Source organism: Halomonas sp. H10-9-1, from assembly GCF_040147005.1.
Classification (GTDB): domain Bacteria; phylum Pseudomonadota; class Gammaproteobacteria; order Pseudomonadales; family Halomonadaceae; genus Halomonas.
This window is the reverse complement of the sequence record NZ_JAMSHO010000001.1, coordinates 2,605,069-2,619,211: the sequence shown is the minus strand read 5'-3', so window position 1 is coordinate 2,619,211 and position 14,143 is coordinate 2,605,069. Positions and strand designations below refer to the sequence as shown.

The window sequence follows — 14,143 nt, the reverse complement described above, 5'->3', positions numbered from 1 at the left end:
GTATGCCTGAATTGTCGGAACCCCCTGCGTGGATTGCAAGCGGGCTTATCATTCGCTTTTCCGTGCAGTTCCCGGCGCCTCGGGGGCGTCATTGTCAGCGTTGTCATTGCCACTCTCATCGCCACTCTCATTGCCGCCCTCGCCGGTGGCGGGGGGCCGCTCGGTGACGCCTTGTGGCGAGACGTCCGCTTCACTTTCGGCCCCACCATCGCTGGGTATAGAGGGTTGCCAGGCCAGCCCTGGCAGGCCCGCTGGCCGGCGCGGACGACCATCGGCCAGGGTGGCCGATTCATCCTCGGCCACGCGAAAGCGGATCACCCCGATGCGCTGGCCGCCTTCTGTCATCACGTCTATGCGCCAGCGCCCCGTGGGCGTCATCGGGAAGTTCTGCTTATGGCTCCAGGCGCGATAACCCGCCTCGCGGCCTCCCTCGATCACCAGCGGGATGCGGTCGACCTCCCGGCCCTCCTGGCGCCACACATGATGAATCTCCTCGCGCAGGCCGCGTGGGGCACGGATTGCCGTATAGGCGAACAGCCCCTGGCTGCTCAGCGCCTCGGGGGTGAGGCGCAGCTCGCCGTTGGGCATCCGTGCGGCCTCGTCGAAGCCCGGCGAGAGCGCCGTGGCGGTGATCCACAGGCTGGCCGGTGGCACCCAGATGCGCCCCAGCCAGGCGGCACCGGCCAGTGGCAGCAGCAGGGTAAGCGCCGTCAGCCAGCGCCTGCCGCGCTGGTTGGCGGTCAGGTGGAGCAAGCTTGGCAGGCTGAACAGCAGCATGGCGACGATGGCCAGCAGCAGGCTCTGGTAGGTGGTCAAGTGGAGCAGCGTGGGCAGGGCGACCAGCACTACCAGGAAGACGCACTGGGCGTGGAAGGCGAAATAGAGCCAGCGCAGCCGGTCGGCGATCCGGTAGTAGAGGGGGTCGACGATGGAGAAGAGCGCCATGCTGATGACCAACAGGGTGAACAGCGCCTGGCCGCTGCTCCACACCGTGGTGGCCAGCAGGAAGGGCAGGCAGAAGAACAGCGTCTCCTGGTGGATCATCTGGGCGATGAACTGGGTCGCGCCGTGGGGCAGGGTGGGATAGCCGCGGCGCGCCAGCAGCCGTCCTATCAGGCTTTCGGAGAGCAGCAGCAGCCAGGCCCCAAGCATTCCCAACGCCAGCAGGGCACCCAGCCAGCGCTGGCGCTCGACCAGGAAGAAGCTGCCCAGGCCGGCGGCAAAGGCGATGGGGGGCCATAGCCAGCTCCACGGGCGCAGGCGGTGGATAAGTGCCTCGGTGCGGGCCTGCAGGCGAGTGATGCGGCTGGCGGATGGCGTATCGTGTGGGGTGGGCATGGTTGTCTCGTTTGAGCTGGCGGCTCGATAAGCCCGTTATCCTAGCAGCATAGCTGGCTGGCCTGGCTGCCATACTGCTGAGTCAGCGGGAAGGGCTATCGCAGTTACCGGAGGCAAGGGGCGCTGGGGATAAGCCGAAGAGGAGGTCCGAGGACCAGGGACGGCCGAGGTAGCGTACAGGGAGGTATTTACAGCGCCTCCTCGTAGGCTTGTCGCCAGATCAGCCCCGGGATACTGACCTGCTAATTATCTGGGAAAGCCCTGAGTCACCGGGGAAGAGACTTGACGTGCGCGCCAGGCTGACCCAAGCTGTGGGCATTCAAACGTCCGTATGAAATCGGGAGGTTCACGGAATGATCTATCAGGGTAATGCCATCGGGGTGGTACGCGGCGATGACGATATCGCCACGTTGACCTTCGATCTCAAGGATGAGTCGGTCAACAAGCTCTCCAGTGCGGTGGTCACCGAACTGGAGGAGGCGGTCAAGGCGCTCAAGGGCGAGACCGGCCTGGCGGGCCTGCTGCTCACCAGCGCCAAGGAGGCCTTTATCGTCGGCGCCGATATCACCGAGTTCCAGGCCATGTTCGGCAAGGGCGGTGACTTCCTGGAAGCGATGCTGATGCGGGTCCACGGGATCTTCAACGCCCTGGAGGATCTTCCCTTTCCTACCGTCACCGCCATCAATGGCCTGGCGCTCGGCGGCGGCTGCGAGGTGCTGCTGACCACCGACTTCCGGGTGATGAGTGAGTCCGCCCAGATCGGCCTGCCCGAGACCAAGCTCGGCATTCTGCCCGGCTGGGGCGGCTGCGTTCGCCTGCCGCGGTTGATCGGTGCCGACAACGCCATCGAATGGATCGCCGGCGGCACCCAGAACACGGCCGACGCCGCCCTCAGGATGGGCGCCGTTGATGCCGTGGTGGCGGCTGAGTCGCTCGAGGCGGCGGCCCGCGACATCCTGGCCCGCGCCATCGCCGGCGAGCTGGATTACCGTGCCCGCCGCGAGGAGAAGCGGCAGCCGCTCAAGCTCGGCCCCATCGAACAGATGATGGCCTTCGAGACGGCCAAGGGCTACGTCAAGGGCAAGGCTGGCCCGCACTACCCGGCGCCGGTGGAGGCGATCAAGGTGATCCAGAAGGGTGCCGGTGAGGAGCGTGCCCGGGCCCAGGCCATCGAGGCCAAGGCCTTCGCCAAGCTGGCGATGACCGACGTGGCCTTCAACCTGGTCGGCCTGTTCATGAACGACCAGGTGGTCAAGAAGAAGGGGAGTCGTTACGAGAAGCAGGCGCGCCCGGTCAAGCAGGCCGCCGTGCTCGGCGCCGGCATCATGGGGGGCGGCATCGCCTACCAGAGCGCCTCCAAGGGCACGCCGATCCTGATGAAGGACATCAAGGAGGAGGCCGTCGAACTTGGCCTCAAGGAGGCGCGCAAGCTCTTCACCAAGCAGGTAGAACGCAAGAAGCTCTCCACCGAGAAGATGGCCGCGCGCCTCACCAACATCCGCCCGACCCTCTCCTACGGCGACTTCGGCCACGTCGACCTGGTGGTCGAGGCGGTCGTCGAGAACCCCAAGGTCAAGGCGGCGGTGCTGGCCGAGGTTGAGGCCGAGGTGGGTGAGGAGACCATCCTGGCCTCCAACACTTCCACCATCTCCATCGATCGTCTGGCGGCCAACCTCAAGCGCCCCGAGAACTTCTGCGGCATGCACTTCTTCAATCCGGTGCATCGCATGCCGCTGGTGGAAGTGATTCGCGGCGAGCAGACCAGTGACGCCGCGGTGGCGGCCACCGTGGCCTATGCCCGTGCCATGGGCAAGACGCCGATCGTGGTCAATGACTGCCCGGGCTTTCTGGTCAACCGGGTGCTCTTCCCCTATTTCGGCGGCTTCAGCCGGCTGATGGAGCAGGGCGCCGACTTCGCCCGGGTCGACAAGGTGATGGAGAAGTTCGGCTGGCCCATGGGGCCCGCCTACCTGCTCGATGTGGTGGGCCTGGATACCGCGGTGCATGCCGGCGAGGTCATGGCCAAGGGCTTCCCCGAGCGCATGGGCAGCCTGGGAGGCGAGGGCGAAAGCAGCGCCATTCAGCTGATGTACGAGAACGATCGCCTGGGGCAGAAGAACGCCAAGGGGTTCTACGCCTACGAGGAGGATCGCAAGGGCAAGCCGAAGAAGGTCCTTGACGAGGCGGCCATCGAGCTGGTCAAGGGGGTGGCCAGGGAGAGTCGTGAGTTCAGCGACGACGACATCATCGCGCGCATGATGGTGCCGCTGTGCCTGGAGGCCGTGCGCTGCCTCGAGGATGGCATCGTCGGCAGCGCCGCTGAGGCCGACATGGCACTGATCTATGGTATCGGCTTTCCGCCGTTCCGCGGGGGGGCGCTGCGCTACATCGATGCCATGGGCGTGGATGCCTTCGTCGCACTGGCCGACGGCCTGGCCGAGGAGCTGGGTGCCCTCTATGCGCCCACCGACAAGCTGCGCGAAATGGCCGCTGCCGGCGAGTGCTTCTACGCCACACAGGTCCAGGCTCAGGCCTGACCCCACCACCCCTACAGGAGTCGCAAGAAATGAGCTTGAATCCGAGAGATATCGTGGTGGTCGACTGTGTGCGTACCGCCATGGCCAAGGCCAAGAACGGCGCCTTTCGACACGTGCGCGCCGAGAGCCTCTCCGCCGCCGTCATGCAGTCGCTGTTCGAGCGCAATCCCGGCCTCGCCCCGGCCGAGGTGGATGACGTGATCTGGGGTTGCGTCAACCAGACCCTGGAGCAGTCCATGAACATCGCCCGCAACGCGGCGATCCTGACCGGCATCCCGCGCAGCGTGCCGGCCCAGACGGTCAACCGCCTGTGCGGTTCCTCGATGAGCGCGCTGCACATCGCCGCGGCCAACATCAAGGCCGGCATGGGTGACTTCTACGTGATCGGTGGCGTGGAGCACATGGAGCACGTGCCCATGACCCACGGTGTCGACGTCAACCCGGCGGCCAGCAAGCATGTCGCCAAGGCGGCCATGATGATGGGACTTACCGCCGAACTGCTGGGCAAGATGCATGGCGTCTCCCGGGAGGAGCAGGATGCCTTCGGCGTGCGCTCCCACCAGCGTGCCCTGGCGGCCATGGAGAAGAGCGGTTTCGACCGCGAAATCATCGGCGTGGAGGGCCACGATGCCGAGGGCCGCCGGATCCTGGTACGGCGCGACGAGGTGATTCGCGCCGATGCTAGCCTGGAGAAGATGGCCGAACTCAAGCCGGCCTTCGACCCCCGCGGTGGCACCGTCACCGCGGGCACCTCCTCGGCGCTCTCGGTGGGGGCCTCGGCCATGGCGGTGATGAGCTACGAGCGTGCCCAGGCGTTGGGCCTTGCGCCCATCGCCCGGGTGCTCTCCACCGGTGTGGCCGGCTGCGACGCCTCAATCATGGGCTATGGCCCGGTGCCGGCCACGCAGAAGGCGCTCAAGGCCGCCGGCCTCAGCGTAGACGACCTCGACGCCGTGGAGCTCAACGAGGCCTTCGCCGCCCAGGCGCTGCCGGTGCTCAAGGACCTGGGGTTGCGTGATGTCATGGAGGAGAAGGTCAACCTGCATGGTGGTGCCATCGCCCTGGGGCACCCCCTTGGCTGTTCCGGCGCGCGCATCTGCACCACCCTGCTCAACGTGATGCGCGAGCGCGACACCACCCTGGGCCTGGCCACCATGTGCATCGGCATGGGCCAGGGCGTGGCCACGGTGTTCGAGCGCCTGAAGTAAGGGCCGACTCGATACAGAAAACAGCGGCGGCGCCCTTTGGGGCGCCGCCGTTCTCTTCTGGGACGACTCGCCGGCATTGGTGCGGGAGCTAGTTCGCCTGGGCGCTGTCGACCCGTCGCCCAAGCGCCGCGTTCGGGGTGGCCAGGGCCTCTGCCGGGAGCCATCCCCGCTCGCGGTAGTAGCGCAGGGCCCCCTCGTGCAGCGGCGCACTGAGCCCATCCTCGATCATCATCTGGGGCGTCAGTTCGCCGAGGGCGGGATGTGACGACTGGAAGCGAGGGAAGTCGTCGAAGACGCTTGCGACCAGTCGGTAGACCAGGTCGGGGTCGGTCTCCTGGGTGGTCACCAGGGTGGCCCTGACTCCGAAGGTGTGCACTTCCTTCTGCTCGGGAGCGTACAGGCCGGCCGGGATCGAGGCGCGAGTGAAGTAGGGGAAGGCGTTGACCATCAGGTCAACGAAGCTCCCCTCGACGTCGACGATCTCGGCATCGCAGAGGCGGATTGCCTGGGCTACCGAGGCGTTCGGGTGTCCCACGGTGTAGACCATGGCGTCGATGTTGCCGTGGCACAACTCCATGGACTGCTGGTCGGCCGGCAGGTCGTGAACCTGCCGGAAGTCGCTGCGCGTCCAGCCACGGGCGTCCATCAGCCGGAGCATGGTGCTGCGCTGCCCTGAGCCGGGGTTGCCTATGTTGACCGAACGGTGCTGCAGATCCTCGAATCCCCTGATGTTGGTGCGGCGACGCACCACCAGGGTGAAGGGTTCGCTGTGCAGGGAGAAGATGGAGCGCAGTGAGGTGTCCGGGCCGGCCTCGCGGAATCCCTCGATGCCCTGCACCGCATATTGATGAATGTCGGACTGGGCCAGGGCGAACATCAGCTCTCCCCGGCGCAGGGCGCGCAGGTTGGCGCTGGAGCCATCGCTTGGCTGTGCCCGGCAGGGCGTGTCGATGGCTCGGCAAAGGGCGCGCCCCACCACATGGTAGACGCCGGCCGGGCTCGCTGTGGCGATGATCAGGGCTGTTTCGGCGGGCGCGGAAAGCGGAAGGCTGAGAAGCAGGCTGGCCATGGCGATGGCCAGCCGTCGGGCGGTGATTTGCATGACTCACCTCGCAACGGTGAGTCGGCCAGAGGCACACCCGAACCGGATGGCTCAGGGGGAAGCCAGGCAAGCGACTTCGTCTCGCATCTGGTCGACAGGCTGGGGTGTTATCGTGTTGTCGGTGTCGGCCAAGGGGTGTCGAACGGCCCCTTCCTTCCCTGCGTTTAGGGGGGAGGCTCTCTTGAGGTATAGCAGGTGGCAGGAGAGGGGGGGCGACCTTCAGAGGAGTTTGATCGAATAAGCTTATAGCATCCCTGCCTCGAGCCCCGCGGCCATGGTCATGGCGAGCTCCTCTACCCGCTCGGGAAAGGCCTCCTGCCACTCGCCGCGCAGGATCAGGGGGGCCTGGACCCAGCGCCAGCGCAGGCCGGTGACGATGCTCTCCACGGCGCGGCGGGTACCGGTGCCGTCGTGGCCGGCGCGCACGTAGAGCGCGCAGGGTAGGCCCTGGGTCTTGTCCAGCAGCGGATAGTAGCTGCGATCGAAGAAGTCCTTGAGAGCGCCGCTCATGGTGCCGAGGTTCTCGGGGGTGCCGAGCAGGATGGCATCACAGGCCAGCACGTCGTCGGGGCCCGTCTCGAACGGGGCCTTGACCACCACCTCGATGCCCCCGACCTCGGGGTGGCGTGCCCCTCGTTCGGCGGCTTCGCGCAGCCTGGCGGTGTTGGGGGAGGGGACGTGGGCGACGATCAGCAGACGCTTGGACATGTTGACAGCTCCTCGGTTGTTTCCCAGGCTACATCGGCACTTGTTCGCTTTCATCAGGAGGATCATCCATGGCATTCGCCCTGTCGACCCTGCGACTCTCCAGTCCCGCCTTCGAGGATGGGGGGACCATTCCTGCCAAGCATACGGGTGAAGGCGATGACCTCTCGCCGGCACTGGTCTGGCAGGATGCCCCGAAGGGCACCAAGGGGTTCGCGCTGATCTGCCACGACCCGGACGCCCCGTTGGTGCAGAATGGCACCTACGGGTTCGTGCACTGGGTGCTCTACAACATCCCGGCCTCCACCACCAGCCTCGAGGAGGCGAGCCGTGTGGGCACCAAGGGCAAGAACGACTTCGCCAAGCTGGGTTACGGCGGCCCCATGCCCCCGGAGGGGCATGGCATCCACCGTTACTACTTCTGGATCCTGGCGCTGGACAAGCCCACCGACGACCTGCCCGAAGGGCTCTCGCTGCATGACCTGTTGGTCAAGGTCGAGCCGCACCTGCTGGGCATGAATCGCCTGGTGGGCACCTACCGTCGCGGTTGAGCCAGCCGCCAACGCAGGGCTCCCCGGCATCCTTCGCTGCCGGGGAGCCTGTGCGTCTTGCCCCTGGAAGTAAGGGCTATCGGGATGCGCTGCCTCATGTGACGCTCTTGTTGGTGGCATTGCTTTCGTAAGGGGAGGCGCCCATGGTGAGGCGATCGCCGGCCATGAGGGGGAATTGGAGTTTTCCCATGGGCGATGTGCAGGGGCTTGGTCATGTCGGTGCGGAAAGCGGAGGTCTGTGATGCCGGAGCGAGATGGTGGTGTCCTGAGGGTCTATTACGACGGTATCTGCCCGCGCTGCCGTCGCGATCGCGCCCGTTACGAGCACTGGGGCGAGGAGGCGGGGGCGCAGGTGGAGTGGTGCGATGTCACCGAGCACCAGCAGGCGCTGCGCGACAGGGGCGTCGATCCGCAGGCGGCGCTGCTCTCCCTGCACGTGGAGGACGAGGGCGGGCGCATCCGCGAGGGCATCGATGCCTATATCCTGTTGATGCGCCGGGTGCCGCGCCTGCGCCCTGTCGCCTGGCTGATCGGCCTGCCTGGCCTCAAGCCGCTGCTACGGCGGCTCTATGACGCTTGGGTTCGGCGCCGCCTGGCGCGCCAGGGGCGCCTGCCGTGAACCGCGTTGGCGTCACGCCTCGCCGTGGAGATGAGGTTCTGATCGGTCAGTCTTGCCTGGCGAAGGCATGAGTCCCTGACGGAGCATCGCCCTACTGCGGTGCTGCCGAGCGCAACAGGTTGCAGAAGTTGCGTCGATAATGCGACGGCGACGTGCCTAGCTGAGCGGCAAACTGCTGACGTAGTGCCAGGGTCGTACCAAAGCCGACCTCCGAGGTGATGCGCTCGATCGGCAGGTCGGTGGTCTCCAGCAGCTGCTGCGCTCTGGCGACCCGCTCGGCATTCAGCCACTTGGTGACGGTGGTGCCAGTTGCCTCCCGAAAGCGTCGGGTAAAGGTGCGCCGGCTCATCTTCGCTACGCCGGCGAGGGTGTCGAGCGACAGCGGTTCCGACAGATGCTCTCGCGCCCACTCCAGCACACCGGGCAAACGATGACTGTCGGTAAGCTTCGGGACGGGGCGTTCGATGTACTGTGCCTGCCCCCCCGGGCGGTGCGGCGGCGTGACCAGCAACCGGGCGACATGATTCGCCGCCTCGCAGCCATGACGTTGGCGAATCAACTGCAAACAGCAGTCAATGGCGGCGACCGTGCCGGCGGAGGTGATGATGTTGTCAGCGGCGACATACAGCACATCCGGGCGGAACAAGGTATCGGGAAAGCGCCGGGCAAACACATCGCGCGCCACCCAGTGCGTGGTTGCCTCACGTCCGTCAAGCAGCCCCGCATCCCCCAGTGCAAAGGCGCCCAGGCATAACCCCACGATCAGCGTGCCTTGCCCATGGGCACGTCGTAACGCGTCGATGAGCTCGCGGGACGCCGGTACGTCTGGATCACTCCAGGCCGGAATGATGACGATATCGGCCTCGTCCATGGCTTTCAGCCCATGGGGCACCTCGATCACCATGCCCTGATCGCTGCGTATCCGGCCGGGTATCTCTGCGCAATAGGTCACGTCGTAGTGAGTCAGGCCGGAACCGTCATCTGCACCGAGGACCATGCCGGGCACGGAAAGATGAAACAGGCTGACACCGTCGAAGGCCAGGACGACAACGCGCACGCACGACATGGACTTGCCTCATCTCTCAGGAATGGCCCAAATGTATCGAATGGACTTTTTCGGGTCAATATCCAGCGAGAGCCGCTTGCATACAACTCGTTTCACTATTGGCCCAATTTTATCTCTAATTGTCATTTAGGCCAGTTTCCGGCATGAGCGGCTGCCCTCACAATAGCGTTCCACCTGTAAGGGCCACTCACTGGAGATCCACATGACGATGAAAATGCTTGCCAGTTCGCTGGCGATGGCACTGAGCCTGACCGCTGGTGCAGTCACTGCCCAGGCACAATCGGGGGAGACCGCGCAGGCGACGACCGACGCCGTGCAGTTGCAGCAGATCCGCAATGCGACGGTGAAGATCACCTATGGTGACACGACCTTCCTGCTCGACCCGATGCTGTCGAAGAAGGGCACTTATCCGGGATTCGAGGGCACCTACCGCAGCACGCGGCGCAACCCCCTGGTGGACCTGCCGATGCCGGCGCAGGAGATTATCGCCGACGTGGACGCGGTGATCGTCACCCACACCCACCTGGACCACTGGGATGATGCCGCGCAGCAGGCGCTGCCAAAGGATATCCCGCTCTTCGCGCAGCACCAGGCCGATGCGGTGATGATCCGTGAGCAGGGCTTCACCAACGTGCGCGTCCTTTCCTACAAGGCCGAGTTCGATGGCGTGACCCTGAGCAGGACAGGTGGCCAGCACGGCACCGATGAAATGTATGCCTCGGCTGACGTCGCGACCTTCCTCGGCGACGCCATGGGCGTGGTCTTCCAGGCGCCAGGCCAGGAGACCCTCTACCTGGTAGGCGACACCATCTGGCGCGACGAAGTCGACCTGGCGCTTGAGGCGTACGATCCTGAGATCGTCGTGCTCAACGCTGGATATGCACTGTTGAGCGACTATGAAGGCGCTATCATCATGGGTAAGGAAGACGTGCTGCGCGCTACCCAGGCCGCTCCAGAGGCCACGATAGTCGCCACGCACATGGATGCCATCAACCATATGGCGTTGACACGCGACGAGTTGAGAGAGTACGTGCAGGAAAACAGCATCGAAGATCGTGTAGAAATCCCCGAGGATGGTGTCACGATCAACTTCTAAACTCCCCCGAAGGCTGCCTGTCGTTATAGACAGGCAGCTTCATTTCCAAAGCTTTGAGGATATTTGGGCCGCGCGCTAAGAGCGCCAGGTGGGCGGGCATATGCAAGGTTTGCGTGATGGCGCGTTGTTGGCGCTTGGGTCAGGCGAGCCTCCGTTCGCTTACCTCGCTCAGGGGTGGCTCTCACCGCCACCTCGCACCTTGCACTCCTGGGGCAACAGGGCGGCGTGGATCAGGGCGTTGACCGGGGTGGCGACGCCGGCCTCGCGGCCCAGGCGCACCACGGCGCCGTTCTGGGACTCGAGTTCGGAGGGGCGGCCGTCCATGATGTCACGCTGCATGGAGGCGGTGCTGGCCGCCGGCAGGGCATCGATGAAATGGAGGGCACGAGCCTCGGCGTCCGCGGGCAGGGCGATGCCGCGTGCCCGGGCCACCGCCGCGATCTCGGCCAGGATCGCCTCGATTAGCTCGCGGGTCTCGGGCAGGCGGCGGGTCACGCCGATGGGGGCGCGGGTGATGGCGCCGATGCCACTCATGGCGCAGATGAACAGGAACTTGCTCCACACTGCGGCCTGGATGTCGTCGGGGATCTCGGCGGTGACCCCATGCGCGGCGTCGAAGGCGGCCTTGAGGCGCTCGCCGCGCTTGCTCGGGTGGTTGTCCCGCTCGCCGAAGCGTACGAAGGGGGAGACCCCGGCATGCCGGATGTGCCCCGGGGCCTCCTGCCAGGCCAGGATCCCGCATAGCCCCTCCAGCACGTGCGCCTCACCGAGTGCCTCGGCCAGGGTGTCGGCGGCCTCGACGCCGTTCTCCAGCGGCACCACCAGGGTCTCGGGCCCCAGCATGGGGCGGATCGCCTCGGCGGCCTCCCTGACCTGCCAGGCCTTGACCGCGACGATGATCGCCTCCACTTCGCCGACCTCACGCGGGTCGTCGGTGGCGTCCACCGAGTCAAGGTGCAGGTTCCCTTCGATGCTTGAGACCTCGAGCCCGTCGCGGCGCATCGCCGCCAGGTGCTCGCCGCGGGCGATGAAGGTGACCGCGTGGCCGGCCTCGGCCAGGCGTGCCCCAAAATAACCGCCAACACCGCCGCTACCCATGATCGCGAAACGCATCCCTCTCTCCTTCCGTGTCCAGACGTTATCCGGTAGAGGCTACACCGCCGCGGCGGCTATGGCACGGCGCCCAGGCTCAGTGTTCGCGCCGCGCCATAGCCGCATCGACACTTCGTAGTGCATCAGGAAGACCAGCACGATGCCATGACGCTGCGTCGTGGCGGCTGGTAGGATGAAGGCATTCGATATGCTCGTGATGGCCCGGCCCCGGCCGCCATGCTTCCCTGGACGTTGCCATGAAGAAGAGCTCCCCCGCGCAGGCACCGCTGGACGATACCCTCTCGCCGCTGGCCCTCAAGCGAGTGGGGATCGACACCTATCGCGAGAACGTGGCCTACCTGCATCGCGAGTGCCATCTCTACCGCGCCGAAGGCTTCCAGGCCCTCTCCAAGGTGGAGGTGCGCGCCAATGGGCAGCGCATCCTGGCCAGCCTCAACGTGGTCGATGACCCGACCATCGTCGACTGCCAGCAGCTGGGACTGTCCGAGGATGCCTTCGCCTCGTTGGGGCTGGCGGAGGGGGAGCCGGTCAGCGTCTCCCAGGCCGAGCCGCCGGCGTCGATTCCTGCCCTGCGTCGCAAGATCCGTGGCGAACGCCTCACCCGCGACGACTATCGGGCGATCATCCAGGACATCGCCGATCTGCGCTACTCCAAGATCGAGCTGACCGCCTTCGTGGTGGCCTGCGATCTGGGCGAACTGGATCGCGAGGAGATCTTCTACCTCAGCGACGCCATGTGCCGGGTGGGGCGTCGCCTCGACTGGCACGAGCATCCGGTGGTCGACAAGCACTGCATTGGTGGCATCCCCGGCAACCGCACTTCGATGCTGGTGGTGCCCATCGTTGCCGCCCATGGGTTGCTGTGTCCCAAGACCTCGTCGCGGGCCATCACCTCGCCCTCGGGCACCGCTGATACCATGGAGGTGCTGGCCAACGTCGACCTGCCGTTCGCAGTCCTGGGCGAGATCGTGCGTACCCATCGCGGCTGCCTCGCCTGGGGCGGCTGCAGTAAGCTGTCGCCGGCCGACGACGTGCTGATCTCGGTGGAGCGCCCGCTCTCCATCGATTCGCCGGGCCAGATGGTCGCCTCGATCCTCTCGAAGAAGGTCGCCGCCGGCTCCACCCACCTGCTGCTGGATATCCCCGTGGGCCCCTCTGCCAAGGTGCGTTCCATGCCCGAGGCTCGCCGGCTGCGCAAGCTATTCGAGTTCGTGGCCGGGCGCATGGGGCTGACCCTGGACGTGGTGATCACCGACGGCAGCCAGCCCATCGGTCGCGGTATCGGCCCCATGCTCGAGGCCCGCGACGTGATGCAGGTACTGACCAACCATCCCGACGCCCCCATGGACCTGCGTCAGAAGGCGCTGCGGCTGGCCGGGCGGATGCTCGAGTTCGACCCCGATGTGCGCGGCGGGGATGGTTTCGGTATCGCCCGAGATATCCTCGACTCCGGGCGTGCCCTGGACAAGATGCAGGCGATCATCGAGGCCCAGGGGGCGAAGCCCTTCGACGCGGAGAATCAGCTCCTGGCACCGCACCGCTTCGAGGTGGTGGCGCCCGAGGATGGCGTGGTGGTGGGCATCGACAACCTTAAGCTGGCGCGCATCGCCAGGCTGGCCGGGGCACCCAAGGCGGTCGGGGCGGGGGTCGACATGGCGGTGCGCCTGGGCGACACGGTCAGGGCCGGCCAGGCGCTCTATATTGTCTACGCCGCCTTCCGCAACGAGCTGACACTGGCCCACCAGTCCAGCGAGCGTGACAGCGCCGTGACCCTGGGGGAGCGTGATGAGCTGACGCGCTTGAACGTGGAGATGTGATTCCGTGAGTCGAGGCGAGGCACGCGCACTGCTGCATTTTGCCGATGAGGCTGCCGCCGCCGGACGCCTGGCCGCCGCCGCCGGGCTATCGGCGCTGGTCGTCGAGCGCCACCGTTTCCCCGATGCCGAGCTCAAGCTGACCCTGGCCGTCGGCGAGGGGAATAGCATGCCCGAGACCCTGGTGGTCTATCGCAGCCTGGACCGGCCCAACGACAAGCTGGTGGAACTGCTGCTGCTGGCGCGCCACGTTCGCCGTCAGGGCGTGAGGCGCCTGGTGCTGGTGGCGCCCTACCTCGCCTACATGCGCCAGGATATCGCCTTCCAGCCCGGCGAGATCGTCAGCCAGGGTATCGTCGGCGGCTTCCTGGCCGAGCTGTTCGACGCCGTGATCACGGTGGATCCCCACCTGCACCGCATCGAGCGTCTCGACCAGGCGATCCCCCTCGAACACGCCATCGCGCTCTCCGGTGCGCCGCGCCTGGCCGAGCTGGTGGCCGAGAAGCGCCCCGGTGCGTTGCTGCTGGGTCCGGATGAGGAGGCTCGCCAGTGGGTGGCCCAGGCCGCGGCGGTCACCGGTGGCGACGTCGGGGTGTGTCGTAAGGAGCGCCGCGGCGACCGCGATGTCAGCATTCGCCTGCCCGAAGGCGTGGCGGTGGCCGGGCGGGCGGTGGTACTGATGGACGACGTGGCGAGCTCTGGCCGCACCGTGGCGCGTGCCGCCGAGGCGCTGTTGGCCGCAGGGGCGGCCTCGGTGGACCTGGCGCTCACCCACGCGCTGTTTGCCGGCGATGCCCTGGCGGTGATTCGCGCGGCCGGGGTCGGCGAGGTGTGGAGTACCGATTGCATCGCTCACGAGAGCAACGCCATTGGCATGGCGTCGCCACTTGCCGCCGCGCTTGTCGAGGTCCTGGCCGGGCAGTGGCAATCCCCGGCCGGCAAGGGGTAATGAATCGCTGAAACGACAGCGCCGCCCCACAGGGCGGCGCTGTCG

12 protein-coding genes are annotated in these 14,143 nt (G+C 66.3%); 7 read left to right on the top strand and 5 right to left on the bottom strand.

Annotated features, from left to right (window positions below):
- Positions 1-48: 48 nt before the first annotated feature.
- A complete protein-coding gene (locus tag NFH66_RS12045) occupies positions 49-1,338 on the bottom strand; it encodes a DUF5924 family protein (protein WP_349610476.1) in 1,290 nt (429 codons plus the stop codon).
- A 353-nt stretch (positions 1,339-1,691) separates the two neighbouring features.
- On the opposite strand from NFH66_RS12045, the gene fadB reads away from it, so the two are divergent.
- Together fadB and fadA are read left to right on the top strand one after the other, a co-directional pair.
- Positions 1,692-3,875 carry a fatty acid oxidation complex subunit alpha FadB gene (fadB, locus tag NFH66_RS12040; protein ID WP_349610475.1) on the top strand — a complete coding sequence of 728 codons (2,184 nt, stop codon included), beginning with the start codon at positions 1,692-1,694 and terminating at the stop codon, positions 3,873-3,875.
- A 29-nt stretch (positions 3,876-3,904) separates the two neighbouring features.
- The gene (gene fadA / locus NFH66_RS12035) at positions 3,905-5,083 is read left to right on the top strand and encodes an acetyl-CoA C-acyltransferase FadA (protein ID WP_349610474.1); all 1,179 of its coding nucleotides are present in this window, start codon (positions 3,905-3,907) and stop codon (positions 5,081-5,083) included.
- Between the two features lie 88 nt (positions 5,084-5,171).
- Here fadA and NFH66_RS12030 read toward each other — a convergent pair whose 3' ends face one another.
- Both NFH66_RS12030 and NFH66_RS12025 read right to left on the bottom strand, forming a co-directional pair.
- Positions 5,172-6,185 carry a TAXI family TRAP transporter solute-binding subunit gene (locus NFH66_RS12030; RefSeq protein WP_349610473.1) on the bottom strand — a complete coding sequence of 338 codons (1,014 nt, stop codon included), beginning with the start codon at positions 6,183-6,185 and terminating at the stop codon, positions 5,172-5,174.
- A 243-nt stretch (positions 6,186-6,428) separates the two neighbouring features.
- Complete coding sequence (locus NFH66_RS12025) at positions 6,429-6,893, bottom strand: flavodoxin family protein (protein ID WP_349610472.1); 465 nt, start codon at positions 6,891-6,893, stop codon at positions 6,429-6,431.
- Positions 6,894-6,961: 68 nt separating this feature from the next.
- Between NFH66_RS12025 and NFH66_RS12020 the strand changes: the two genes are divergently transcribed.
- Both NFH66_RS12020 and NFH66_RS12015 read left to right on the top strand, forming a co-directional pair.
- On the top strand, positions 6,962-7,441 hold the full coding sequence (locus NFH66_RS12020) for a YbhB/YbcL family Raf kinase inhibitor-like protein (protein WP_349610471.1): 480 nt from the start codon (positions 6,962-6,964) through the stop codon (positions 7,439-7,441).
- A gap of 241 nt (positions 7,442-7,682) precedes the next feature.
- Positions 7,683-8,060 (top strand): thiol-disulfide oxidoreductase DCC family protein, encoded by a 378-nt coding sequence (locus NFH66_RS12015; protein ID WP_349610470.1) that lies wholly within the window; start codon positions 7,683-7,685, stop codon positions 8,058-8,060.
- 91 nt (positions 8,061-8,151) lie between these two features.
- Here the strand turns inward: NFH66_RS12015 and NFH66_RS12010 are convergent, their stop codons facing one another.
- Positions 8,152-9,126: a GlxA family transcriptional regulator gene (locus tag NFH66_RS12010; RefSeq protein ID WP_349610469.1), complete on the bottom strand. Its 975-nt coding sequence runs from the start codon at positions 9,124-9,126 to the stop codon at positions 8,152-8,154.
- A 202-nt stretch (positions 9,127-9,328) separates the two neighbouring features.
- Between NFH66_RS12010 and NFH66_RS12005 the strand changes: the two genes are divergently transcribed.
- Positions 9,329-10,222, top strand: coding sequence for an MBL fold metallo-hydrolase (locus NFH66_RS12005; RefSeq protein WP_349610468.1), 894 nt, complete (start codon positions 9,329-9,331; stop codon positions 10,220-10,222).
- Between the two features lie 168 nt (positions 10,223-10,390).
- Here NFH66_RS12005 and NFH66_RS12000 read toward each other — a convergent pair whose 3' ends face one another.
- Positions 10,391-11,335, bottom strand: coding sequence for a 2-dehydropantoate 2-reductase (locus NFH66_RS12000; protein WP_349610467.1), 945 nt, complete (start codon positions 11,333-11,335; stop codon positions 10,391-10,393).
- 236 nt (positions 11,336-11,571) lie between these two features.
- Here NFH66_RS12000 and NFH66_RS11995 point away from each other — a divergent pair, with 236 nt between their 5' ends.
- Complete coding sequence (locus NFH66_RS11995) at positions 11,572-13,152, top strand: thymidine phosphorylase family protein (RefSeq protein ID WP_349610466.1); 1,581 nt, start codon at positions 11,572-11,574, stop codon at positions 13,150-13,152.
- A gap of 4 nt (positions 13,153-13,156) precedes the next feature.
- Positions 13,157-14,098 carry a ribose-phosphate diphosphokinase gene (locus NFH66_RS11990; protein ID WP_349610465.1) on the top strand — a complete coding sequence of 314 codons (942 nt, stop codon included), beginning with the start codon at positions 13,157-13,159 and terminating at the stop codon, positions 14,096-14,098.
- Positions 14,099-14,143: the final 45 nt, after the last annotated feature.